This window comes from Clostridium sp. K04 (assembly GCF_019734375.1).
GTDB classification, from domain to species: Bacteria; Bacillota; Clostridia; order Clostridiales; family Clostridiaceae; genus Clostridium; species Clostridium saudiense.
The window spans coordinates 1-25,092 of sequence record NZ_JAASHD010000008.1 but is presented as its reverse complement, the minus strand read 5'-3'; the positions used below and the strand labels follow the sequence as shown (position 1 = coordinate 25,092).

Below are 25,092 nucleotides of genomic sequence, written 5' to 3'. Positions count from 1 at the left end.
GTTAATATATATTTGCTATGAAATTTATGATGAATGGATATATTGAAACTATATCTATTCATTAAGTTTTCAAAACAGTTCAAACACAGTATATCATATATACAATTATTTTAATTATGAGATTTTTAAATGACTTTCATAAAAATACTTAATGCAATTTCCTAGGAAATTATTTTTCCTTTAAATCATTAATCATATCTCTAAGCTCAGCTGCTCTTTCAAATTGAAGATTTTTAGCTGCATCTTTCATTTCTTCAGTATATTGCTTAATTAACTTCTTCTTTTCCTTCTCAGTTAAAGTAGAAGATTCTTTACTAATCTTATATTCTGAAGATTCCTCTGCAACTTTAGTTGCTTCAATTACATCTCTTATATCCTTAATAATTGTCTTTGGTACAATACCATGCTCCTCATTGTACTTCATTTGGATTTCTCTTCTTCTATTTGTTTCTTTAATAGCTCTATCCATAGACCCAGTCATTTTATCTGCATACATAATTACTTTACTTTCAGAATTTCTAGCTGCTCTACCTATAGTTTGAACCATAGATGTTTCAGAACGTAAAAATCCTTCCTTATCTGCATCTAAAATTGCAACAAGAGCAACTTCTGGAATATCCAGCCCTTCCCTTAATAAGTTTATTCCAACAAGAACATCGAATTCACCTAATCTTAAATTTCTTATTATCTCCATTCTTTCAATAGTCTTTATATCAGAATGCATATAAGTAGTTTTAATACCTAATTCAGTTAAATACTTAGTTAAATCTTCAGCCATTCTCTTAGTTAATGTTGTTACTAAAGTTCTAAATCCTCTTTCTGTTGTTTTAATTATTTCTGCATAAAGGTCATCTATTTGTCCTGTTACAGGTCTAATTTCAACTATAGGATCTAACAGTCCTGTAGGTCTGATTATTTGCTCTGCAATATTAGTCGAATGATCTAATTCATATTGAGCTGGTGTTGCAGAAACAAATATAAGCTGATTAATTTTACTTTCAAATTCATTGAATTTAAGTGGTCTATTATCATAAGCACATGGAAGTCTAAATCCATATTCAACTAATGTATCCTTCCTAGATCTATCCCCTGCATACATTGCTCTACATTGTGGCAAAGTAACATGACTTTCATCTATAAACATTAAATAGTCATCTGGGAAGTAATCTAACAAAGTCTTCGGTGGAGTACCTGGTGCTCTTCCATCTAAAACTCTTGAGTAGTTTTCTATCCCACTACAATATCCCATTTCCTTAATCATTTCTATATCATAATTAGTTCTTTGTCTCAATCTTTGAGCCTCTAATAATTTATCTTGAGATGTTAGCTCTCTTAATCTATCTTCTAATTCATCTTCAATTTGTTTTATTGCCTTATTTAAAGTTTCTTGAGATGCCGCAAAGTGAGAAGCTGGGAAAATAGCAACATGCTCTCTTTCTCCTAATATCTTTCCTGTTAATATATCAAATTCTCTTATTCTATCAATTTCATCACCAAAGAACTCTATTCTAATTCCCTTAGTTGAAGATGAAGCTGGAACAATATCTAATGAATCTCCTCTAACTCTAAATGTACCTCTAGAAAAATCAATATCATTTCTCTCATATTGAATTTCTATAAGCTTCTTAATTATTTCATCCCTTTCCTTTTCCATTCCAACTCTTAAAGAAATAGTTAACTTCTTATATTCATCTGGATTACCTAATCCATATATACAAGATACTGATGCTACTATTATTACATCTCTTCTTTCAAATAATGCTGATGTAGCCGAATGCCTTAGCTTATCTATTTCATCATTTATAGAAGCATCTTTTTCAATAAAAGTATCAGTTTGTGGAACATATGCTTCAGGCTGATAATAATCATAGTATGATACAAAATATTCTACTATATTGTCTGGAAAGAACTCCCTAAACTCTGAACATAATTGTGCTGCTAATGTTTTATTATGAGCTAAAACTATAGTGGGTTTTTGTACCCTTTCTATTATATTTGCCATTGTATATGTCTTACCAGAACCAGTTACTCCTAGTAATGTTTGATATTTTTCATTTTTCTCTATACCTGCCACTAAACTATCTATAGCTGCAGGCTGATCTCCAGTTGGTTTAAACTTAGAATGTATCTTAAATTTTCCCATGTATATCAACTCCAAATTTTTCTTATTCACATAAGTACATTTTACTTTTTATCTTCACCATTTTCAAAACTTTTATAACAAAAAGTAGAGGTTAGTATAAACTTGCCTCTACTTTTTGTTTTTAAGTTCATCAATTATATTCTTTAAATCATCAGGTTTTATTTCAAATATATCTTCCTTTTTAACCATTTTTGGTACTAAAAGGAGACCTAATCTTTTGTTTCTAGGTTGTACAATATATTCTAACACTTGTCCTGAATTATTTTTTATTTTAATTGGTATATTAAATATTGTATCTTTAGCAGCTTTAAATATATCTACTTCTGATTGTATATTTTGTCCATTAATTTCAATAATTTTATCCCCACGCTTAATGCCAACTTCATATGCCGGTGAATTTGGAGTAACTTCAAGAACCATTATTCCTTCATCATCGCTTACATATAGACATTCACCCTTTTTCTCTACATTAGTTTCATACCTCATAATTAATTCATAAGCCAAAGGCAGATAAATAATGGCAAATATCTCTCCTAATATATTAATTCCTGCAAGTTGCGCTATTAACATAATAGAAACACCGTAAACTAAAATTGCTCCACCACATCTTAATGCTTTTACCTTTTTCTCCTGAGTAAAGGTGACATTTCCATAACCCATCATTCCATACAACGGAATAGCTGCTATCATTGTAGTTGCTAATATCGCTAATGTTTCACTTCTATTAACTATAGGCCACCATGATGATACATTTAAATAAACTGAATCAGTTGTTGATGCACTATTTGAAAAAATCATCAATATAGCTATTGGAACTGGCCAATATCTGCTAAATGAAAATCCACCAACTATTTTATCATCTTTCTTTGTAAATACAGGAATTGCTCCTCTATTCCCATCGATTATTATTAAAATTCCCTCAAGTACATACATTACTCCAATGAAAGTAGTTAATGATAATATGTTGATATTCATAAACAACTTCATTCCTGAAATATTGCTAATTATCTTTAAGCAAATTCCTATTATTCCTAAAATTGCTCCTGAATATGCATATGATATATATTTCTTTTTATAAAATAAAGATAATATTGATATCATAAATATAAATTCTATACCTGAATTTTCACTAAATGTAACTCCAAGTACGGATAATATAACAGTTCCAATTGCACCTGCCAATATTCCTAATACAATCTGGGATAATGTTAGTTCAAGAGGGGTATTCATCCCCTCTCCTAATGTCATCTTTTGTATAGACACAATTCTAACATTTTTGAAATAAAATATTATCCCAAATATTAAAATCATAAGTAAATGCATTGGCTCAATAATTGCTATTGCTATAGACTGTAAACTATGAATTATTAAATCCATCTTGAGCCTCCTAAATTAATTCTTTTCTTTTATTACCTCTAAGGCTTTTTGAAATTGTGGATCAATGCTTCTATCATAATCTTGGTCTAATATATCTTGTGGAATTTCCACAGTAATGTCTGGTTCAATACCAGTACCATGTATATTTTCCCCATTTGGAGTATAATACTTTGAAGTTGTAACCTTAAGTCCTCCCATTTCATTTGGTAAAACTTTAAGTTGTTGAACTATTCCTTTACCAAATGTAGTTGTTCCTATTGTTGTAGCAGCTTCATGATCTCTTAATGCTCCTGTAACAACCTCTGATGCACTTGCACTACCTCCATCAACAAGGACAACTAATGGTATTCCTATAGCATCTCCACCTATTGAATTTGAGATTACTTTTTTATTATATTTATCAATTGTATAAGTTACTACTTCTCCTTCTGGAATAAAATTAGAAGCAATTTCAACACATTCATTTAAGTATCCACCTGGGTTTCCTCTTAAATCTAATATTAGTTTTTTCATTCCTTGGTCTTTTAATTCATTTAATTTTTCACTAAACTTATCACTTACTTCTTCATCACTAAAAGTGCTTATTTGAATATATCCTATTCCATCTTCAAGGATTTCACCTTTTACTGATTCAGTTTTAATTTCAGCTCTTACAATTGTTACTTCAAAAGGCTCTTCAACCCCTTCTCTACTAATAGTTAAAGTAACTGGAGCCCCTTCTTCACCTCTAACTCTTGATACAACAGCTTCTGTATTTAAATCTGTAACTTCATAATCATCAACTTTTAATATTATATCTCCAGCTTTTAGTCCAGCTTCTTCTGCAGGTGAACCTTCAACTGGCGCTATTATTGTAACCTTGTTATCTCTAACACCTAACTGAGCTCCTATTCCATAAAAACTACCTTGGCTAGATTCCATAAATGCATTAAACTCTTCATTATCCATATAAACTGTATATGGATCTCCAACTGCTTCTGCCATTCCCTTCATTGCACCTTCAAGTAGCTTTTCATCATCTAACTCTCCATCATACATTGAAAACAGCATGCTTCTTAAAGTAAATAAATTTGAATACTTTCCTGAATCCTCAATTGCCTCTAAATCAGCAACTGCCTTTTCTGGAACTGATCCAATTACAATACCTTTAGTTGCCAACATATTACCTAAGTAAAATACCCCTAAATACGATCCTACAAGAAATGCTACGACTATTAAACCTTTTATAATTTTATATTTCTTTTTCTTTGGTTTAATTTCCTCTCCATTTAAATTCTCCATAAATATTCGTTCCTTTCTATATTTAATATATTATATTTACTTATTTTTACCCTTTATTTGCTTAAAACTACAACCCATAATAAATTAATGAGTTGTAGTTTCCAAATAATTTCTATATATATATTTTTGCCTAATAAATAAATTCTATATACTATACAATTAAGAATTTTCTTAATGCAAATATACTTCCTATAGCTCCAACTACTACCCCTCCACCAACGAAGCAAGCTAATAATGTAGTTAAAACAAATTGTGGTTGTACTAGATTTACTATAAACATAGATGATACTATCCATCTAAATATGCCATTATATGCAAAGTATAATAATATACTTGATAATAATGAACCAATTGCACCAATTACTATACCTTCAATAACAAATGGCCATCTAATAAACCAGTCTGTTGCTCCAACAAACTTCATAATTCCAACTTCTCTTCTTCTTGAGTATACAGTAAGCTTTATTGTATTCATGATTAAGAATACAGATACACCTACGAATACTACAAATAGACCAATACCTACAATTTGAACTACATCAACAAATTTGCTTATTGTATCAATAACATCTTGTTGATTTCCTATTCCTTCAACACCAGTCATATTTTCAACACTCTTTATTACATCTTCTGCAGAAGCTGGGTCTTTTAAATTAACTATAAATGAGCTTGGTAATGGGTTATTATTTAAATCATAACCTTCTAATAATCCTTCATTACTTCCTAAATTCTCTTTTAAATTTAAAAATGCTTCATCTTTTGATTCATATGTAACTTCACTAACTTGTTCTTGTTCCATTAATTTTAATTCTATTTCTTTTTGATCAACTAATTTTATGTCATCCTTAAGATATACTTGGATTTGAATTTTAGATGCTACATCTTCTATACTTTTATTAAAGTTTAATGCTAATAAAGTAAACGTACCAAAAACGAAAAATGTTATTAACACTGTAATCATTGCAGCAATACTGATTGTCCTATTTCTTTTTATGCTTTTAAATGCATCAACTATAAAATAGTTTAACGTACTAATTTTCATTTTCGTACATCCCCTTCCTATCATCTCTTACTATAGTTCCCTTATCAATAGCTATAACTCTCTTTTGCATATTATCAACTATGTCTTTTGCGTGAGTAGCCATTAATATTGTTGTTCCTGCTCTATTTATATCTTCTAATAAATCCATGATTTCTTTTGCTGTTTCAGGGTCAAGGTTACCTGTAGGTTCATCAGCTATTAATACTGATGGATTATTAACTATAGCTCTTGCTAATGATACTCTTTGTTGTTCTCCTCCAGATAATTCATTAGGAAACATCTTATACTTATGAGATAAGCCAACTAAAGATAATACCATAGGCACTCTTCTTCTAATTTCTCTTTGTGATGCTTCAACAACTCTCATTGCAAAAGCAACATTTTCATATACATTTAAAGTTGGTATAAGTCTAAAATCTTGGAATACCATCCCTATCTTTCTTCTGTAATATGGAACTTGTTTTCTAGTTACTTTAGATAGCTCTTTATCTGCAACTATAATTTCTCCCATTGTTGGATCTACTTCTTTTAATAACATTTTTATGAATGTAGATTTACCTGCGCCAGAAGGTCCAACTAAAAAAACGAAATCTCCTGAATTAATTTTTATATTTACATTCGATAAAGCTTTTACATTGTTGTCATATACCTTTGACACGTCCTTAAATTCAATCATAAATACACCTCTTTATATCATTAACTTCTATCTCTTGACAAACTATAAAGCCATTATAACATACAAACGCCTATAATACCAACATTTAAGGTGCATTTACCTTATATTACTATGTTTAAACCCAACTTAGTATTATATTATTAAAGTTGTTTTTTAAGGTATATCTTCAATAAATAGACTTAAATTTTATATTATTCGTAAGCTTTAAAACCTTCTCCTAAAACTTCTGTAGAATCATTTACTGTTAAGAAAGCAGCTGGATCTATTTCTTTTACATGTTTTTTTAATGCAATAAACTGATTTGAATTTAAAACTGTATATATTATCTTTACATCGCTTCCAGTATATCCACCATTTCCATTAAGTACAGTACATCCTCTATCAATATTTTTAATTATGTGATTAACTATTTCTTTTTCCTTTGATGTTATTATAAATACTTGCTTACAAGTATTAAATCCATCTATAAATTTATCAATTATTAGACCTATTAAAATAACACTAAAGAATCCAAATAATCCTTTATCAACCCCAAACACACTAATTGCTAATAAACAAACAAACGAATCTGTAAGTAAAACTGATATTCCTATACCAATTGGTGTAAACTTACTTATTATAGCTGCTATAATGCTAGTTCCTCCAGTAGAAGCTCCTTGATGAAACACTATTGCAGCTCCCATTCCTAAAAGAATTGAACCAAACACACTTGCTAAAAACATATTTTCAGTTAAAATGCCTGGTTTTAATATTTTTTCAATTATCCACATAAATACAGATAACATTACAGTAGCATAAATACTTTTTGCTCCAAATGATTTCCCTAGGACAATAAATGCTAATATAAATAATAGTATATTAAGCACAAGAACAACAATACTAGTATCTAATCCTGAAACCTTATTTACAACTAGACCTATACCAGATACTCCTCCTGCAGCTATATCACATGGAAAGAAAAAATATTCTAGTGCTATAGCTGTTAATGCTACTCCAATTGTTGTTAATAAATACTCTTTAATCTTTTGCATACATATCTCCCATCCTTATTTAATTTTCATCTATTCCCATAAATCCTTCACCCATAACCTCATGAACTTCTCCAACTGTGATAAAAGCATTTTTATCAATTTCCCTAATTTTGTTTTTTAGCTTTATGAATTCACTTCTATCTAATACAGTATATAATAGTGCAGTATCCTTCCCAGTAAATCCTCCAACACCTTTTATAAAAGTACATCCTCTTTCCAAATCATTCAATATGAATTTACTTATATCCTTATTTTTATCACTTATTATGGTAATTTCACTTTTAGTCTTAAATCCAGCTATTATATTATCTATGACAACTCCATTAATTATTACTGATAATAATCCATATAACCCCATATTTATTCCAAAAGTTATTGCCCCTAATAAAGTTACTAAAAAATCAACCATTAATAATGATTTTCCTATTTCTATATGGAAAAATTTATTTAATATTTTTGCTATTATATCTGTTCCACCAGTTGAAGCATTGGCATTAAACACTATTGCCATTCCCCCTGCAGATATTAATGTACCAAATATAGTTGCTAACATCAAATCATTAGTAATATTTATTGGTATAAAAGTTTGCATTAGCCACATTGATACTGATAATAAAACACTAGAATATATAGTTTTAGCACCAAATTTAGCTCCTAAAACTATTAATGCAATAACAAATAAAACTGCATCCATCATTAAAACTAATGGTCCGATAGATATAAAAGGAATATAATGATTTATTACAATGGCTAATCCTGTTATACCTCCTGCTGCTATATTATTAGGCTCAAAAAAATAAACAACTGAAATTGCAACTAGAAGTATACCAATTGTAATCAGAGCAAATTCTTTAATATTTTTCTTTTTCATCTAATTACCCCCTTACCAAAATAAAATTACTTGTATTATTTTCCCTCATTATATATATTTTATCCTATGCAATTTAACACACTTCTCCATTATATACTTTATTTAACCATAAAAAAACTGCGATTTTTTAATCGCAGTTTTAGTGGTAAATAGCTGTTTGTGGTTTATCTTATAGCTAAATGCTGTAAATAACAACATAATGCTCCTAGATAATAAATCCTAAACTTCGAATGTAGTTAAAACTCCATCTGAAATTAAGAATTAAGTATATATTTAAATCTATTTTTTTAGAGTAATTGCGTCTTTAACTTTATTAACTATATCTTGAGCTGTTAAATTGTATGCCTTTAATAATTCATCTGGCTTACCACTTTCTCCAAATACGTCATTAACTCCAACCTTTAAAACTGGCACTGGATACTTTTCAGTAACAGCTTCTGCCACTGCAGAACCTAATCCACCAATTACACTGTGCTCTTCTGCAGTTACAATTACTCCAGTTTCTTTAGCAGCTTCAATTATTAATTCGCTATCTAAAGGTTTGATTGTATGTATATTTATAACCTTAGCATTGATTCCCTCATTTGCTAAAATGTCTTTTGCTTCAATTGCTGCATCAACCATAATTCCTGTTGCAATTATAGTAACATCTTTTCCTTCTGATAAAACAACACCTTTTCCTAATTTGAATTCATAAGTGTTCTCATCATTTATAACATTAACTGCAGCTCTTCCTAATCTTACATAACAAGGACCATCATAATTTGCTATAGCTTTAATTGCTGCCATAGTTTCAACTGCATCTGCAGGTGATATAACTACCATGTTTGGTATACTTCTCATTAATGATAAGTCTTCAACTGTTTGGTGAGATGCACCATCTTCTCCAACTGTTAATCCAGCATGTGTTGCACAAACTTTGACATTTAATTTAGGATAACAAATTGAGTTTCTTATTTGTTCAAATGCTCTTCCTGCTGCAAACATTGCAAAAGTACTTACAAATGGAACTTTTCCACAAGTAGCTAATCCTGCAGCAACTCCCATCATATTTCCTTCAGCAATACCCATATTAAAGAATCTTTCTGGACAAACTGCTTTAAAGTCAGCTGTCTTAGTAGATTTAGATAAATCAGCATCTAATACTACTACATTTTCATTTTCTTTTGCTAATTCTGCTAATGCTTTTCCATATGCTTCTCTTGTAGCGATTTTCTTACTCATTATCTGTCTCCTCCAATCTCAGCTAAAGCTTTCTCACATTGTTCCTTGCTAGGTGCAGTACCATGCCATGCTGCTTCATTTTCCATGAATGACACGCCCTTACCTTTTACAGTTTTACAAATAACTACTGTAGGCATCCCCTTATAATTTTTTGCTTTTTCTATTGCATCTATTATTTCATCATAATTATGTCCATCAATAACTAAAACATTCCACCCGAAAGCTTCAAATTTCTTATCTATTGGTGATGGATTCATAACATCTTCTACATTTCCATCTATTTGTAGTCCATTAAAATCTACAAAAGCAGTTAAGTTATCTAATTTATAGTGAGCAGCTGCCATAGAAGCTTCCCAAACTTGACCTTCTTCTAATTCACCATCACCTAAAATAGTGTATACTCTATAATCTTTATTATCTATCTTTCCAGCTAAAGCCATTCCAACTGCTGCTGAAATTCCTTGCCCTAAAGAACCAGTTGACATATCAATTCCTGGTAAACATTTCATACTTGGATGACCTTGTAATCTTGAACCAAACTTTCTTAAAGTACTTAGTTCTTCTACTGGGAAAAATCCTCTTCTTGCTAAAGCACTATATAAAACTGGTGCTGCATGTCCTTTTGATAATACAAATCTATCTCTATCAGGATTCTTTGGGTTATTTGGATCTATGTTCATTTCTTTAAAGAAAAGAGTTGTAACTATATCTGTAGCAGATAATGATCCTCCTGGATGTCCTGATGCTGATTCTGTTAACATTGAAACTATATCTTTTCTAATTAATTTAGATACTGATTTTAATTCTTCTACATTATTAACCATTTATAAGCCTCCATTATAACAATTTATATTAATATTCTTTATTATACTCTATAATTATGTAAATTACCCAAATTTATTTTATCATAAGGTTAATTATTTGTATACACTATTTTTATAAAAGTATACAATATTCATTTCAATAGTGTACATTATATATCTTGTTTATTGATTCATATAATTTTTAATGTAAATAAATATATAAAAAAACTGTATCAAAATTCATTAATAGAATTTTGATACAGAATCTCTAATAAATTATTTAAGCTAGACTTATACTAATAAGTAATGATTTATCTACTTTTTTCATATCAGTTTCAGTCATATGACCTATTTTTTCTTTTAGTCTTTTTTTATCTAAGGTTCTTATTTGCTCTAAAAGAACAACAGAATCTCTATTTAGTCCGTATTCTTCTGAAGAAATTTCAACATGTGTTGGAAGTTTAGCCTTGTTAATTTGAGAAGTTATAGCTGCTACGATAACAGTAGGACTATATTTATTCCCTATATCATTTTGTATTATAATAACTGGTCTAATTCCACCTTGCTCAGAGCCTATAACCGGACTTAAATCTGCATAAAAAATATCCCCTCTTTTTACAACCATAGTAGTCATTAAAAATATCACACTCCGCAAAGCCATTTCTCATATTCATTTATATCATCATATTGGTATTTAAGTGACTTTTGTGATGAATTACTGTATCCTGTTATCTCTAAATTAATTTTCGACATTTCTTTATATCCCTTTTTCATTAATTCAAAGAACTCACATGATTCGTTCTCCTCACTATATACTATTAAATTATCTTTAATAAATTTACTACTTTTTTCAAATTCATTTTCAAATTTGCGGTTTATTGTATTATCTATTTTTTCTGACATGAATTCCCTCCTAAGAGTTCTATTTTCTATGTATAAGAAAATTATATTTCAAATAATGTCAATTTGTAAATAGAAATGTCACTATATATCGCAAATTTCGTAATTTTTTACAATTTTTCTTATTTATAAAGTAATGTTGTAATTATTTTTTACTAATCCCTATGTACTTAATTTGTCACTATAAATACATCTTGATTTCATTAAATACTGTAATTGGCTAAATTTATAAATTTGATTTTCTACAATATTTCATCTTTTGCTTTTTAGTGTTATCTTCTTTCTAAGTTTTTTGTTATGTGTAGCGTGAATATATTACAATTCACCGCTACACAATGCTTGTCCTTAGTCAAATTTCTCTTTATCAAACCCTTTAACTTCTTTAAAATCATCATATATTATTCTTAAAGAGTCATTCCCATTTTTATCATATACTATAATACCTATTGGTGTTTTAGTTTTCTTATTAATAAAAATTCTTGCAGTATTAAAATGTTCATTCTCTAAAAATAATTCTGTATCAACCTGAATATATATTTTATCCCCCCACTCTTCTTGTCCTTCTTTTATTGAATCACTTTTAAGTGGATATGATAATATTTTATTCATAAATGCTAATGAGTGAAGTATATCCATCCCTTCATCTATTACATACTCATTACTATCTGAACTATCTTTTACATGAATACCATCTTCTTTATATACTTTTACTTTTTCATCTTCAAATTCTATTCTTACACCATCCTCGCTAGAATAATATTGAATAGTATCTTCTCTTTCTTCCCCTTTTGTGTTCTTAATTATGTACTCAACTTTCGTTTCATAACACTTAATATTTTTCAATTCTCTGATTATATCTTCATTGTTTGGTAAAAACTTAGCCCTAAAGATAATAACAAGAACGATAGATATAAAAGGTATTATTAATAATAATGAAATGATTATTTTCTTTTTCATAACTCCCCCCATAATCACTATTTCATTATTACTAATATTAAGTAAATGTATATTTTATTCATAATTTATTATTAAGTTAAATAAATATATTTTTTTAATTATGTAGATTGACGATCTTCCAAAACTACAAAAGCAATTGCCATAGTTTTATTATGAGAAATAGAAACATTAAATAAATAGTCTTTAGATTTTATAACCTCTTCTATTTTACTAGATACCCTTACTATTGGTTTTCCTAACTCATCTCTAAATACTTCAATATCCCTAAAGCTAAATCCACGAATTCCTGTTCCTACTGCCTTACTAACAGCTTCTTTTACTGCGAAATTCCCAGCAACACTTTCTACTCTAAGTGTATTTTTTGATAGCTCTTCAACTTCCCTTTCTGTAAATACCTTTTCTAGAAATCCAGGCGTATTATCAATGGCATTTTTTATTCTGTCAATTTCAATTATATCTGTCCCAACTCCTAATATCATAAAACACCTCTTTAGTTTAAATATATTCTTCTAATTTATTTTATGTAAATTTAAACCCCAAAGTCATTTACACATAAGTCAGCATACTCACCTACTATATCAACTAAGTGAATTGGTGAAACTAAATTATTAAATAATAACATTAAAATATCTTCTGCTTTTCTTTGATTACTTGCCACTATATCAACTATATCTCTTTCTAAATTTATTACTTCTCCTTCTTCAAAATCTTGTCTTTCTATCTCAATTCCAAAAGCTTGTCTATTTCTAATGCTGTTTTCAACGATTCTATAAATATATCTGCTTTCTTTGTCATCAAAATTAACTATTTTACTTAAAGACTTCTTTATTCTCATGATATACCTCTCCTCAACATATTATTTAATAATTAAACAATAACACACATTGCGTTAAAATTATGTCAAACTGTGGTATTACCCTCAATAAAAATTCCCTTACTATTCAACATAAATGTAATTTATTACACTTTTTTTAGTAACTATTCTTACATTCTATACATCCTCAAGTAATACTTTTGAGTTAATTTTTGTCGAAAGATATTAAAAATAGAAGTTTTTTATAAAAACTTTATATTATTTAAACTGCAAACCAATAATTTACAATCAAAATCTTATTCTATCTACAAATAAAAAGTAATAACCTTATTCTAAAATAAGATTCAAATGGCAAGTTTCAAGTTAAGGAATAAATTCAACTTATGCTAAATTTAAAATATAATTTAAAAACTCCCTAAGGAGTTTCATCCTTAACTTGACGCTTGCCACTCTATATCCTTCTAATTTTCAAAGTCTTAGTCTTCACCACTAACTTCATTGTTTTCTTTTACTTCTCTTCTGTTTCCTACAAATTTAAAATCTTCGGCAACAACTTCAGCTATATATTTCTTATTTCCTTGTTTATCCTCATAACTACCTGTCTTTAGCCTTCCACTTAAACTTATATAACTTCCTTTAGTCATATATTTACAAACTACCTCAGCTTTTCTTCCCCATATAGTTACTGGAATTAAATCTGCTTTTCTAGTTCCATCTGCTGATTTGAAATTTCTATCTACAGCAATTATAAATCTAGTAAAAACCTTTTCGCCATTTTCTATAGTTTTAAGTTCAGGGTCTCTTATAAGCTTTCCTAATAACACTATTTTATTCATTTTATTACACCTCCTGAATATTTCACCTTTGAGTATAACCACTTAAAGATTTTATATTCAAATAAATGTAATTTTTAGTATCTAATAACCTATTTTATTTTTAAATTTCCTCTTCTTATTCCAATAACAGAATTTATTTCTCCACCAGTTATAAATATTATGGATGTTATATACAACCAAGTAATTAATATAATTACTGCTCCTAACCCACCATAAATCTTTGAGTAGTTACTAAAATTATTTATATAAAATGAAAAACCTAAGGAAACTATAAGCCATCCAATTGTGCATATAGCTGCACCCGGAAATACATCCTTCCATTTTAGCCTTTTCGATGGTGTATATCTGTATATTCCTGCAAATATACAAATCATAATAAATATTACCATTCCATATCTTATGAAGTTCCATATTTGTGATACTATTTCAGGAAAAGGTAAATATGTCGTTAATAAATTCCCTATTAAGCGTCCAAAGACAAGCATTACCAATGTCAACATAATTACAAATGCTAAAGCAAATGTACAAATTATAGCAATTATTGCTCTCCTAATAAATGATCTTGTTTCCTTTATTCCATATGCTTTATTTACACCTTTAATAACAGCTCTGAACGCTGACGATGCAGCCCATACTACTAATAATAAAGAAGCTCCTAATAATCCAGTATTTTGTTTTTCAATTACCTCTATAATTATATTATAAATAAGTTCAAATGCACTAGTCGGCAATATAGCTCTCAATCCTCCTAGTACCTCCATAGAATCCAAGTTGCTAAATCCTATTAATGTTAATAAAAAAATTAAAAAAGGAAAAAACGATAATATCATATAATATGCTAGCTGTGCGCCTAACGCAAAAATATCATCATCTCTAATTTTGACTATAAAATAAATAATAAAGCCAAAAAAATTTTTGACTTTACTGCCCTCCTTATTTGACATAGCACCACCATATTCCCTTTCTATTTACTCTTTTATAATATGTATATACTCTTTTATATACATAATGACTATGTTGTTTATTTTAATTTATAATCTTCTATAATCCAATCTGATGGCAAAATAAATCTATATTTAGGATTATTATACCGATTATCTATTAATAAAACTCTTCCTTTATCTGTCTCAGTTCTAATTACCCTTCCTACTGATTGAAGTACCTTATTTATACCAGGATAAGTATATGAATAATCAAATCCATTAGTGTCAAAATACTCTTGTATTATATTATTTTCTATAGAAACCTTTGGAAAACCTACTCCTACTATAATAGCTCCAATTAACTTATCTCCAGGTAAATCTATCCCTTCAGAAAACATTCCCCCAACAACAGTAAAGCCAACAACCTTATTCTCTAAAGAAAACTGAGCCAAATACTCTTCTTTTTGTGCTTCTGACAGACTTTCTCCTTGAACTATTGTACCATCTTTACCATATATATCAACATATCTTTTGTATACTTTTGCCAAATAATCAAACGATGGCAAAAACACCATATAATTTCCTTGCACTTCATTTATAAACTGATTGATAATTTTACATAATATATCTATGTTTCTCTCTCTATTAACATATCTCATATCTAAGCTATATAAATAAGTTAATAAATTCTCTCTATTAAACGGAGAATCAAATTTTACTCTAAAACTATTTTCATCTCCACCTATTAAGTCTACATAATATTTTATTGGAGATAATGTGGCTGAAAAAATAACACTTGAATATGCACTTTTTAATGTTTGTTTTAAATTTAAAGATGGATTTATACAAAATATCTTTATTATAAACTCATTCTTTTCTTGTTTTAATATAGTAGTATATTCCTTATTATATAATTCACTAACTGCTATAAAACTCCTAGCACTATAATAAAAATCCAATACATCATCATATCCTAAAGTTCCTTTGCTTTTAATTAAATAACTTTCAGCTTCATTAATAAATGTTCGTAATAACTTAATTAAATCTTTATACACCACATTATGATATAAAAAATCTTTATTTACCTCTTCTAACTCTCTTCTTATTAATATCATTTCCTTATTTATAGCATTAGATATTTTATATAAATTGGGCACTTTTCCCTTTATAACTTTGTTTACAGTCATAACTTTACTTTTTTCTAGTTGACAACTATACATATCTCTTGCTCTATTTACAAGATTATGTGCTTCGTCTATCAATAATATATTTTCTTCATTACGCTCCTCAAATATTCTTTTAAGTTTTACTCTTGGATCAAATGCATAATTGTAATCACATATTATTCCATCACACCAATCACTTAAATCTAGAGATAATTCAAATGGACAAACCTTATACCTTTTTGCATACTCAATAATATCTTTTCCAAAAAATTTATTATTCTCTTTTATTAATGATATTATTACATCATTAATTTTTGTAAAATAATCTTTAGCATATATACAATCATCCGGATTGCATTTGACTTCATCATTTAAACATATTTTTTCTTTAGCTGTAATTGTTACTACCTTAAATTCAAGGCCTTCTTTATATAGTTTTAAATATGCTTCCTCGGCTACAGTTCTTGTAATTGTCTTAGCTGTTAAATATATTATTTTTTGTCCTCTACCCTCTCCAATACTCTTTAAAGATGGAAAAATAGTAGATATAGTCTTTCCTATACCTGTAGGTGCCTGTGCAAATAAAATTCCTTGCTGTTTTATACTATTAAAACAATTTACAGCTAATTCCCTTTGTCCTTTTCTATATGATTCAAAAGGAAATTTTAAATCTTTAATACTTTTGTATTTAATCTTATTAAATTTTTCTTTAACAGTAATTACTTCTAAATACTTATTAACTAGAAAATAAACAAATTCTTTTAATTCTCCAAAATTATATGTCTTATCAAAAGATCTAACTTCACTTGTATTTATATTAAAGTAGCTTAATCTAATATCTATTGTCTGTAAATTATTATCTAAACAGTAAATATACCCATAAAACTTTCCTTGAGCCCAATGAAGCATATTATAATCTGAATCAATACAACTTAAATCTTTATATGTTGATTTTATCTCTTCAATAATAACCTTTTTATTTTCTTTTATAATACCATCCGCTCTACCATCTACTAATAAGTTTATATCATTAATTATAAACTTATGCTTTAAGGCTACTTCTTTTTCATAATCTTCATATATTGTTTCATTATCCTTTTGAAGTATACTATGTGCTATCGTTCCTTCTACAGCTCTTCCCCTAGACACAAACCTATCATCTAAACTACCATTTTTTAATACATATTCAATAATACCTCTTACAGATTCCTTAAAAAGTAATTTATCACTCATAATTTTTCCTTCCTTATTTTATAAATTTATTATAACAAAAAAGCTACCAATTAAATCGGTAGCTTTAATAATAAATAACTTTTAAGTCAAATGTGTATTTTATTCTCTTTCAATTTAACTTCAAAATTTAAGTGAAGTTAAATTAAATAAATCTAAGATTTAGAATCTCATTTATGAATGGTATCCATTTACAATTTTTTGAACTAACTTCTTAATAGCACTTGCTTGTGCTATTAAAGATAAAACAACAACAAAAGTTCTTATACTATTTTCATCTTTTTCATCAAGATTTAAATCTTTTATAATAGAATCTAATTTATCATCGTTTATAGCAGTAGCATCTAGATATTTTTGAAAACTTTCACCTTGTGTTTCAAAAAATAGCTTATAAGCTGTTTCCCAATCAATAATATCATCAGATCTATCATTAATTTCATTAAATGCTAAGCTAAAAACCTTTTTGATTTCTTCTGTTGTAAGAATAGGCCTCATATAACTTAATAATACAAGTTGTACTAAGTGAATCTTAGTATACCCTCTTTTTTTACCGTCTTCTGGTTTACTAATTACCTCACTTTTTATATAATTTTGTACTATATTATTAGTGTATTTATCTTCTACAAACTTATCATTTAAAAAATCTATAACCTGAGATAAAAAAAGGTCATATTTAGGTAAGTCATCATAAGGAATCATTGATGTATTAGCTATTTCTTCTGCAACTTCTTTTATATAGTTATTATCAATCTTATTAACCATATCATTTCACCTCATCTTTCTCTATTTTTCAGTAATTATATTATATAGTTATTATAAACTTATTACAAGTTAATATCGTCTATCTTATATGTTATTTTTTTATGACATATCTTTAATTTTCGTCATATATTAGAAAAATATACCTTTTAACGTTAATTTACTTTTTTTTCTTATTTTATCATCTTATATTTAATAATTTTAAATTAATAAACCCTTTTTCTACAAAATATGTGTACAAGCAGTATATTAAATCATTTATTTTGTCATTTATTTTATAAAATATTATTGACTTTTCAAAAATATGGTAGTATAGTTTATTTATGAATTAATTTAAAGAGAAATTTGTAATTAAAACTTTTTTTAAAGTTTTTTATTGACTTTTAATTACATATCTGCTAATATTAATCTGCTAAATGTCGAAACTTGTTTAAGGAGGAATTTTTTTATGAAATCAACTGGAGTTGTAAGAAGAGTAGATGAGCTAGGAAGAATAGTTATCCCAATAGAATTAAGAAGAACTTTAGATATAGCTGAAAAAGATGCTTTAGAAATATATGTAGATGGTGAACAAATCATATTAAAGAAATATGAACCAGCTTGTATCTTCTGTGGTGATGCTAGAGATGTTATAAACTACAAAGGTAAAAACATCTGCAAAAACTGCATGGAAGAATTAAAACTTGGAAAGTAATTTCAAAATTTAATTTACATATTTAAAACGATAATTAGGTGGAGTACCTTAAGGCACTCCACCTTTATTATGTTTATATATCTATAGCAATTTTGTACACTTCTTTTTTAGGAAGTTCCCTTTCCTTAGCTACAAGCTTTATTGCTTCTTTTTTATCAATTCCACTATTTATTAAATTAATTAAATGTTGTTCTACTGTTATTCCACTAAGTTCTTGCTCTTTTTCAGCCCTAATTTCACTTTCACTTTTACCAGCAATAACTAAAACAAACTCTCCTCTTGGTCTATTTTCTAAAAACCAATTATATGCTTCTTTAATAGTTCCTCTATATATATCTTCATGTAATTTCGTTAATTCCCTACATACTGCTATATTTCTATTACCCAATGCCTCTTCTAAATAAGCCAATGATTCTATTAGTCTATGTGGTGATTCATAGAAAATTAAAGTTTCTTTCTTATCTTTTATTTCTTCTTTTAGTATTTTTCTTTCTTTTGTTTCCCTTGGTATAAATCCTCTAAATATAAATTTAGTCGTATCTAAACCAGAATATACTAACGCAGTAGTAATTGCTGTTGCTCCTGGCAATACTTCAAATGCAATATTATTTTCTATACATTTTCTAACTACAACACTTCCAGGATCTGATATTCCTGGTGTACCTGCATCAGTTACTATTGCAATATTTTTTCCTAATTCTAATTTTGATACTATTTCATCACTTTTTCCTTGCTCATTATGTTGATGATAGCTAAATAGAGGTTTTTTTATATTAAAATGATTCAATAACTTTAAAGTTTGCCTTGTATCCTCAGCTGCAATTTCATCAACATTTTCTAATACCTCTAAAGCTCTTAGAGTTATATCTTTTAAATTCCCTATTGGTGTTGGTACTAAATATACCTTTCCATATTCCATTTGCATTACATCCTTCCATAAATACGATTTATCTCTTCACTGTAATTTCCATTATCATCATATACATATAAAGTTTCTTCCCACTTTAAGAATGCCCCACCATCTCTTTGCCCTTCAACTAAAACTATATTAGGTGCTTTTTTTGTATTAGGCTGAACCAATCTAACTCTTTTAGGTTCTATCTTATACTTTCTCATTAATCCAAAAATATCTGCTAACCTTTCTGGTCTATGTACTATAAACATTCTTCCATTATCCTTAAGAAGCCTTCTTGCTGATACAATTACATCTTCTAAGTTACACATTATTTCATGCCTAGCAATAGCTAATTTATCATTTGGATTTAAAATCCCTGCATTATTTAATTTATATGGTGGATTTACTGTTACAACATCAAATCTTCCTAATGAATCTAATAAAGCTTTATCCTTTAAATCCCCTTGAACAAATTTAACTATATCACTAGTATCATTAAGTTTAGAGCTTCTATTAGCCATTTCAACCATATCATCTTGTATTTCTAAGCCTATAACTTCTTGAGGCTTATACTTTCCATATACTAAAAATGATACTATACCAGTACCAGTACATAAATCTATTACTCTATGCTTCTTTTTTACATTTGCGAAATGAGATAATAATACAGCATCTACCCCAAATCTGAATCCTTGTTCTTTTTGTATTAATTGTAGTCCATTTAATTGTAAATCATCAATACTTTCATCTTTGCCTATATTAACTTCCATAACACACCTCTATTAAATTGCCTTGCAATTTAGTTAATAGTTTATATTTAATAGTTAAGGATTAATTTCAGCTGAGCTGAAGTTAGAAAAATATATACTTTAAGAAACTCACATAGGAGTTTCACCATTAACCACTAACTCTTAACTAATAACTAACTAAGTTGTTTCGCAATATTTTTCAATTGTAAACTAAGTACTTTTATTATACATATTATATACAAAAAAGACTAGAATTAATAAAATCCTAGTCTGTAAACTCAAATTATACTACTCTTCTCGCTGTATAGAATTTATATACGCTTGAAACTTTAACTACATCCCCAGTACTTGGTGCATGTATCATTTGTCCTCCACCTATATATATACCAACATGTCCAGTATGAGGGAATACTAAATCTCCTGGTTGAAGGTCGCTATAAGCTACAGGTGTACCTACATTTATTTGATCATATGTTGTTCTTGGTAAACTTACTCCTGCAGCATTTTTAAATACATATTGAGTAAATCCCGAACAGTCAAATCCACTTGGAGATGTCCCACCCCATACATATGGTGTTCCAAGGAATTTATATGCATAATCTACTATTGCATTACCAGTTGCAGATACTGTTGAGTCACCTCTATTTGGTTTACTTGCAGCATTTGCAGCATCTATTGCAGCTTGAAGCTCTGCAACTTTAGCCTTTGCAGCTTCGATTTTTTCATTAACTTCTTCTTTTACTATGTTACTCTTAAGCTGATTATCTCTTATACTTCTTAATTGAGAAATTGCACTGTTTAATTGATCAATTGAACTTGATGAATTCTCAATAACAGCATATTGTGGTGTAACTAATTGTCTCTCTGAAACCGCTAAGAATTCTCTTTCAAACTCAGCTTGTTCAGCTTTAGCTTGTTCAACTAAAGTTTCTTGTTCAGCCTTTTTAGCTTCAAATTCACTTAATGATTTTTGAGTTTCTTCATTTATCTTTACAAGTTCTTCATTTTTCGCATCTAAGCTCTCAATTTTTTGATTAAGAGAATCTTGTTTTTCTTCAAGTTCTTTAACTATCTTTTTGTCTATGTTTACTAATCTGCTAGTTGATTCAATCTTAGATATTAAATCATTAAAACTGTCAGCACTGAATAATAACATTATGTAGCTACTTTGTCCACCTGATTTGTATAACTCTCTAATTCTCTTTCCTAGCACTTCTTCTGTGTTAGCTATATCCTCTTTTGCAGTTTCTATTTCTTTTTCAGTATTTTCTACTTCAACTTTTATTTGCTCTATTTGAGTATTATTCTCGTCAATAGTTGCAACTAAAGGTTCTATTTCTGCATTTAAACTATATATTTTATTATTAATATCCTCTATCTTTTTCGTAAATTCATCATATTTGTTCTGGTTTTCTATTACTTCTTGATTTGGTGTAGCAAAGGCAGGCATTGCTGAAGTAATAACTAAAGTAGCAGCTAATAATGCTGATAAAATTTTCTTCTTCATATTTATCTGTAGGTCTTTAGACCCTCCCCCTCTCCTTTGGTTTCTTTACCATTATATCACTTATGGAAACTTTGGACAATGGTAAATTTTAAAAATGCCTATTTCACTGGCATGTAAATGTATACCTAGAATTATTTTTTTCCAATTCAATACCCTTTTAAATCATACTTTTTATAAACATACCTTATATTTATATAGATTTTCATATATATTATTACTAATTATTTTCTTATTTTCTTATTTAATATATATTGAAATGTAGATAATATAGCTATACATACTACAAATATCATTACAATAGTCTTACTAATATCCCCTACTACAAACGTTGCAATAGAGCATATTACTCCAATTACTCCAATTAAAATATTCGTATAACCACTTAATTTCATAGATTTAGCTTCTTTATATAATTCTGAATCCTTAGGGTCTATATTTTTTATATACTTATTATTTAATAAGAATGTACCTAATAAAATGAATCCTAAGCTTCCTAAAATCATTACTATAATTGTAAAATTCATATTTACACCACCTTCTTAATATTTACTAATATAAAATTATATCATAATATTATTTTTTAACATAATGCTAAAATAATTATCAAATATTTTAAATAAAAGTATTGACATAATTATTAATTATTCATATAATATTAAATGTGCTGCGGGGTGTGGCGCAGATGGGAGCGCGCGTGGTTTGGGACCATGAGGTCGCAGGTTCGATCCCTGTCACCCCGACCAAAGAGATAGGTTTAAGTCTATCTCTTTTTTTTATAAATAAATATATTAGGAGATGATTACTTGAATAATATAAAAGCTGCTATATTTGATTTGGATGGAACTCTTGTTGACTCTATGTGGGTATGGCAACAAATAGATATAGAATATTTATCTAAAAAGGGACATGCTGTTCCTAATAATTTAAATGATGAAATCACGCATTTAAGTTTTACTCAAACAGCTGAGTATTTTAAAAAAAGATTTTCTCTTGAAGATTCTATAGAAGACATAATGAATGATTGGAATACAATGGCATATAATCACTATAAAAATAATGTAAAGCTAAAACCTGGAGCTCTTCAATATTTATTAAACCTAAAAAATAAGGGAATAAAAATTGGACTAGCCACTAGTAATTCTATGAATCTTTTAACTGTTACATTAAAAAGTAATAATGCATTTGAATTATTTGATTCTATTACAATTACTGATGAAGTCAAAAAAAGCAAAAGTAACCCTGATATATATTTACTTGCTGCTAAAAAACTTAATGTTGATCCTAGCGAATGTATGGTATTTGAAGATATCATAGCTGCTGCTCGTGGTGCTAAATTAGCTGGCATGAAAGTTACTGGAGTATTTGATGAACATTCTAAGCACCAAACTGATATATTAAAAGAAGAATGTGATAATTACATATATAATTATGAAGATTTAATTTAAATTAAAATGACCACACATTAGTATTCATTTATCTAATTAATAGATAAAACACTAAAGTGTGGTCTTAATTTATGTTAACTATTTAAAACTTTCTTATTTATTTAAAAGAAATAATTAAGATCTTTTAACTTCATATTTAGCTTCAAGTTCTTTCATTACATCAACATATTTCTTTTCTTGGCTTTGTTGAATTAATTGTTGAACAATCTTATCTTTTACTTCATCAAATTCAGAAGTTTTTGGCTCATTTTTAGCATCTACTTTAATTAAGTGATATCCAAATTGAGTTTTAACTGGTTCACTTACTTTTTCTAAATCTAATGCAAAAGCAGCTTCTTCAAATTCAGGAACCATCATACCTCTACCAAATACTCCAAGACTTCCACCTTGTGCATTAGATGGGCATGTAGAATATTCTTTAGCAGCATCTTCAAAAGATAATCCTTCATTTTCTATACGATTCTTAATTTCATTACATAATTCTTCATTGTCAACTAATATATGCTTAGCAGATACTGTAGCTGGTTGTTCGAATTGTGCTTTATTTTCTTCATAATACTTCTTAGCATCTTCATCAGTTATTGTCACATCTGATAATACTTTGTTTATTGTCATTTGAGTAAGTAAGTCTTTTTCTACTTGAGCTAAACTAGCCTTATATTCTTCAGTTTCATCTAATTTCATTTCTTTTCCTAATTTATTCATTAATTCGAAAGAAATCATTTGTTCTAATAATTGTTTTTTCCCCATTTCAGAATTGAACATTGCTCTTTGTTCTTCAGGATATCTCATTATTATTGAATTTAAATCTTTTTCTGTGATTTCAGTACCAGAAATTACAGCTAACACTTTGTTTTCCATATCTATTTCTCCTTTTTTCTAATTGATACTTACAATTATAACAGATTTTTACCAATGTATATAGTTACATTTATTTATTGATTATATTTTTTTACTATTATATAATAATAATTATTATATAATTATTAGGAGGTTAAGTATGGTAGAAATTAATTCTGTAGTTCCTGATTTTACATTAATGGGTTCTGATAATCAAGAACATAAATTAAGCCAATATAGAGGCAAGAAGGTAGTTCTTTATTTCTATCCAAGAGATAATACACCTGGCTGCTCAACTGAAGCATGTGACTTTAGAGATAACAATAATACATTTATTGATAAAAATGCAATTATTATAGGTATAAGCAGAGATTCTTTAAAATCACACGCTAAATTCATTGAAAAATTTAATTTACCTTTCATCCTTTTAAGTGATGAAACAGAAGAAGTATGTAATCTATTTAATGTTATTAAAGAAAAAAATATGTATGGAAAAAAAGTTATGGGTATTGAAAGAAGTACTTTTATCATTAATGAAGAAGGTATCCTTGTTAAAGAATACAGAAAAGTTAAAGTAAAAGAACACGTATCTACAATCCTAGAAGATCTGGAATCACTATAAAAAATATTAATAAACAATATTTTAGTTAATAGTTAAAAGTTAATAGTTAGTAGTTAATGAAGAAATTCAAGTTAGCTGAATTAAAAAAATATATTATTTAGAAATTCTGTAGAGTTTCTAAATAAACTACTAACTCAAAACTATTAATTCCTAACTAATTAAATTGTTTCTAAATTTAATATTATTAATTTATACAAAAATAAAAGCACTAACATAAGTTAGTGCTTTTTCCTGGTGGCTCGACCAGGAATCGAACCAGGGACACGAGGATTTTCAGTCCTCTGCTCTACCGACTGAGCTATCGAGC

26 protein-coding genes and 1 tRNA gene are annotated in these 25,092 nt (G+C 28.1%); 4 read left to right on the top strand and 23 right to left on the bottom strand.

All coding sequences use genetic code 11. The annotated features are described in order from the left end of the window. Nucleotides 1-169: 169 nt before the first annotated feature. The 18 genes from uvrB to HCG70_RS04870 all read right to left on the bottom strand — a co-directional run bounded on the left by uvrB (nt 170) and on the right by HCG70_RS04870 (nt 18,036). Nucleotides 170-2,143 carry an excinuclease ABC subunit UvrB gene (gene uvrB, locus HCG70_RS04955; RefSeq protein ID WP_055275227.1) on the bottom strand — a complete coding sequence of 658 codons (1,974 nt, stop codon included), beginning with the start codon at nt 2,141-2,143 and terminating at the stop codon, nt 170-172. Nucleotides 2,144-2,251: 108 nt separating this feature from the next. Further along, nucleotides 2,252-3,520: a PDZ domain-containing protein gene (locus tag HCG70_RS04950; RefSeq protein ID WP_221697524.1), complete on the bottom strand. Its 1,269-nt coding sequence runs from the start codon at nt 3,518-3,520 to the stop codon at nt 2,252-2,254. A 15-nt stretch (nt 3,521-3,535) separates the two neighbouring features. Beyond that, a complete protein-coding gene (locus tag HCG70_RS04945; protein WP_055275223.1) occupies nt 3,536-4,801 on the bottom strand; it encodes a S41 family peptidase in 1,266 nt (421 codons plus the stop codon). A 151-nt stretch (nt 4,802-4,952) separates the two neighbouring features. Next, nucleotides 4,953-5,843 carry a permease-like cell division protein FtsX gene (gene ftsX, locus HCG70_RS04940; RefSeq protein ID WP_221697523.1) on the bottom strand — a complete coding sequence of 297 codons (891 nt, stop codon included), beginning with the start codon at nt 5,841-5,843 and terminating at the stop codon, nt 4,953-4,955. Further along, on the bottom strand, nt 5,833-6,519 hold the full coding sequence (ftsE, locus tag HCG70_RS04935) for a cell division ATP-binding protein FtsE (RefSeq protein WP_042401965.1): 687 nt from the start codon (nt 6,517-6,519) through the stop codon (nt 5,833-5,835). Before ftsE ends, ftsX begins: the two co-directional genes overlap by 11 nt. Nucleotides 6,520-6,710: 191 nt before the next feature. After that, complete coding sequence (locus HCG70_RS04930; RefSeq protein WP_042401963.1) at nt 6,711-7,550, bottom strand: YitT family protein; 840 nt, start codon at nt 7,548-7,550, stop codon at nt 6,711-6,713. Nucleotides 7,551-7,569: 19 nt separating this feature from the next. After that, nucleotides 7,570-8,421, bottom strand: coding sequence for a YitT family protein (locus HCG70_RS04925; protein WP_042401961.1), 852 nt, complete (start codon nt 8,419-8,421; stop codon nt 7,570-7,572). A 279-nt stretch (nt 8,422-8,700) separates the two neighbouring features. Then, nucleotides 8,701-9,645, bottom strand: coding sequence for a transketolase family protein (locus HCG70_RS04920; protein WP_221697522.1), 945 nt, complete (start codon nt 9,643-9,645; stop codon nt 8,701-8,703). After that, nucleotides 9,645-10,469, bottom strand: a complete 825-nt coding sequence (locus HCG70_RS04915) for a transketolase (RefSeq protein WP_042401956.1) — start codon at nt 10,467-10,469, stop codon at nt 9,645-9,647. Before HCG70_RS04915 ends, HCG70_RS04920 begins: the two co-directional genes overlap by 1 nt. Nucleotides 10,470-10,728: 259 nt before the next feature. Beyond that, the gene (locus tag HCG70_RS04910; RefSeq protein WP_042401953.1) at nt 10,729-11,082 is read right to left on the bottom strand and encodes a type II toxin-antitoxin system PemK/MazF family toxin; all 354 of its coding nucleotides are present in this window, start codon (nt 11,080-11,082) and stop codon (nt 10,729-10,731) included. Nucleotides 11,083-11,090: 8 nt separating this feature from the next. Beyond that, nucleotides 11,091-11,351 (bottom strand): hypothetical protein, encoded by a 261-nt coding sequence (locus HCG70_RS04905; protein WP_042401949.1) that lies wholly within the window; start codon nt 11,349-11,351, stop codon nt 11,091-11,093. 342 nt (nt 11,352-11,693) lie between these two features. After that, nucleotides 11,694-12,305, bottom strand: a complete 612-nt coding sequence (locus HCG70_RS04900) for a germination lipoprotein GerS-related protein (RefSeq protein WP_052330754.1) — start codon at nt 12,303-12,305, stop codon at nt 11,694-11,696. 98 nt (nt 12,306-12,403) lie between these two features. Continuing rightward, entirely contained in the window at nt 12,404-12,784 is a 381-nt protein-coding gene (gene acpS, locus HCG70_RS04895; RefSeq protein ID WP_055277898.1) for a holo-ACP synthase, read from the bottom strand. A gap of 50 nt (nt 12,785-12,834) precedes the next feature. Continuing rightward, on the bottom strand, nt 12,835-13,140 hold the full coding sequence (locus HCG70_RS04890; RefSeq protein WP_055277897.1) for a DUF6514 family protein: 306 nt from the start codon (nt 13,138-13,140) through the stop codon (nt 12,835-12,837). A gap of 455 nt (nt 13,141-13,595) precedes the next feature. Continuing rightward, nucleotides 13,596-13,955: a single-stranded DNA-binding protein gene (locus tag HCG70_RS04885; protein ID WP_042401942.1), complete on the bottom strand. Its 360-nt coding sequence runs from the start codon at nt 13,953-13,955 to the stop codon at nt 13,596-13,598. Nucleotides 13,956-14,044: 89 nt separating this feature from the next. Beyond that, entirely contained in the window at nt 14,045-14,899 is an 855-nt protein-coding gene (locus tag HCG70_RS04880) for a YihY/virulence factor BrkB family protein (RefSeq protein ID WP_055277896.1), read from the bottom strand. Between the two features lie 77 nt (nt 14,900-14,976). Next, nucleotides 14,977-17,277 carry an ATP-dependent DNA helicase gene (locus HCG70_RS04875; protein WP_221697521.1) on the bottom strand — a complete coding sequence of 767 codons (2,301 nt, stop codon included), beginning with the start codon at nt 17,275-17,277 and terminating at the stop codon, nt 14,977-14,979. Nucleotides 17,278-17,448: 171 nt separating this feature from the next. Then, nucleotides 17,449-18,036 (bottom strand): DUF1836 domain-containing protein, encoded by a 588-nt coding sequence (locus HCG70_RS04870; RefSeq protein ID WP_042401935.1) that lies wholly within the window; start codon nt 18,034-18,036, stop codon nt 17,449-17,451. A 445-nt stretch (nt 18,037-18,481) separates the two neighbouring features. On the opposite strand from HCG70_RS04870, the gene HCG70_RS04865 reads away from it, so the two are divergent. After that, nucleotides 18,482-18,727: an AbrB/MazE/SpoVT family DNA-binding domain-containing protein gene (locus tag HCG70_RS04865; RefSeq protein ID WP_042401932.1), complete on the top strand. Its 246-nt coding sequence runs from the start codon at nt 18,482-18,484 to the stop codon at nt 18,725-18,727. 73 nt (nt 18,728-18,800) lie between these two features. Here HCG70_RS04865 and rsmI read toward each other — a convergent pair whose 3' ends face one another. The 4 genes from rsmI to HCG70_RS04845 form a co-directional block, all read right to left on the bottom strand. Then, nucleotides 18,801-19,646: a 16S rRNA (cytidine(1402)-2'-O)-methyltransferase gene (gene rsmI / locus HCG70_RS04860; RefSeq protein ID WP_042401975.1), complete on the bottom strand. Its 846-nt coding sequence runs from the start codon at nt 19,644-19,646 to the stop codon at nt 18,801-18,803. 5 nt (nt 19,647-19,651) lie between these two features. Then, nucleotides 19,652-20,392, bottom strand: coding sequence for a tRNA1(Val) (adenine(37)-N6)-methyltransferase (locus tag HCG70_RS04855; protein WP_042401929.1), 741 nt, complete (start codon nt 20,390-20,392; stop codon nt 19,652-19,654). A 262-nt stretch (nt 20,393-20,654) separates the two neighbouring features. Beyond that, nucleotides 20,655-21,878 carry an NlpC/P60 family protein gene (locus HCG70_RS04850; RefSeq protein ID WP_042401926.1) on the bottom strand — a complete coding sequence of 408 codons (1,224 nt, stop codon included), beginning with the start codon at nt 21,876-21,878 and terminating at the stop codon, nt 20,655-20,657. A gap of 221 nt (nt 21,879-22,099) precedes the next feature. Further along, nucleotides 22,100-22,402: a hypothetical protein gene (locus HCG70_RS04845; protein WP_042401923.1), complete on the bottom strand. Its 303-nt coding sequence runs from the start codon at nt 22,400-22,402 to the stop codon at nt 22,100-22,102. Nucleotides 22,403-22,545: 143 nt separating this feature from the next. Here HCG70_RS04845 and HCG70_RS04840 point away from each other — a divergent pair. Both HCG70_RS04840 and HCG70_RS04835 read left to right on the top strand, forming a co-directional pair. Next, nucleotides 22,546-22,621, top strand: a tRNA-Pro gene (locus tag HCG70_RS04840). A gap of 60 nt (nt 22,622-22,681) precedes the next feature. Then, nucleotides 22,682-23,323, top strand: a complete 642-nt coding sequence (locus tag HCG70_RS04835; protein WP_074431767.1) for an HAD family phosphatase — start codon at nt 22,682-22,684, stop codon at nt 23,321-23,323. Nucleotides 23,324-23,437: 114 nt separating this feature from the next. Here HCG70_RS04835 and HCG70_RS04830 read toward each other — a convergent pair whose 3' ends face one another. Further along, nucleotides 23,438-24,184 (bottom strand): peptidylprolyl isomerase, encoded by a 747-nt coding sequence (locus HCG70_RS04830; RefSeq protein WP_042401920.1) that lies wholly within the window; start codon nt 24,182-24,184, stop codon nt 23,438-23,440. A 139-nt stretch (nt 24,185-24,323) separates the two neighbouring features. Here HCG70_RS04830 and HCG70_RS04825 point away from each other — a divergent pair, with 139 nt between their 5' ends. Further along, complete coding sequence (locus tag HCG70_RS04825; protein WP_042401918.1) at nt 24,324-24,785, top strand: peroxiredoxin; 462 nt, start codon at nt 24,324-24,326, stop codon at nt 24,783-24,785. Nucleotides 24,786-25,092 lie beyond the last annotated feature (307 nt).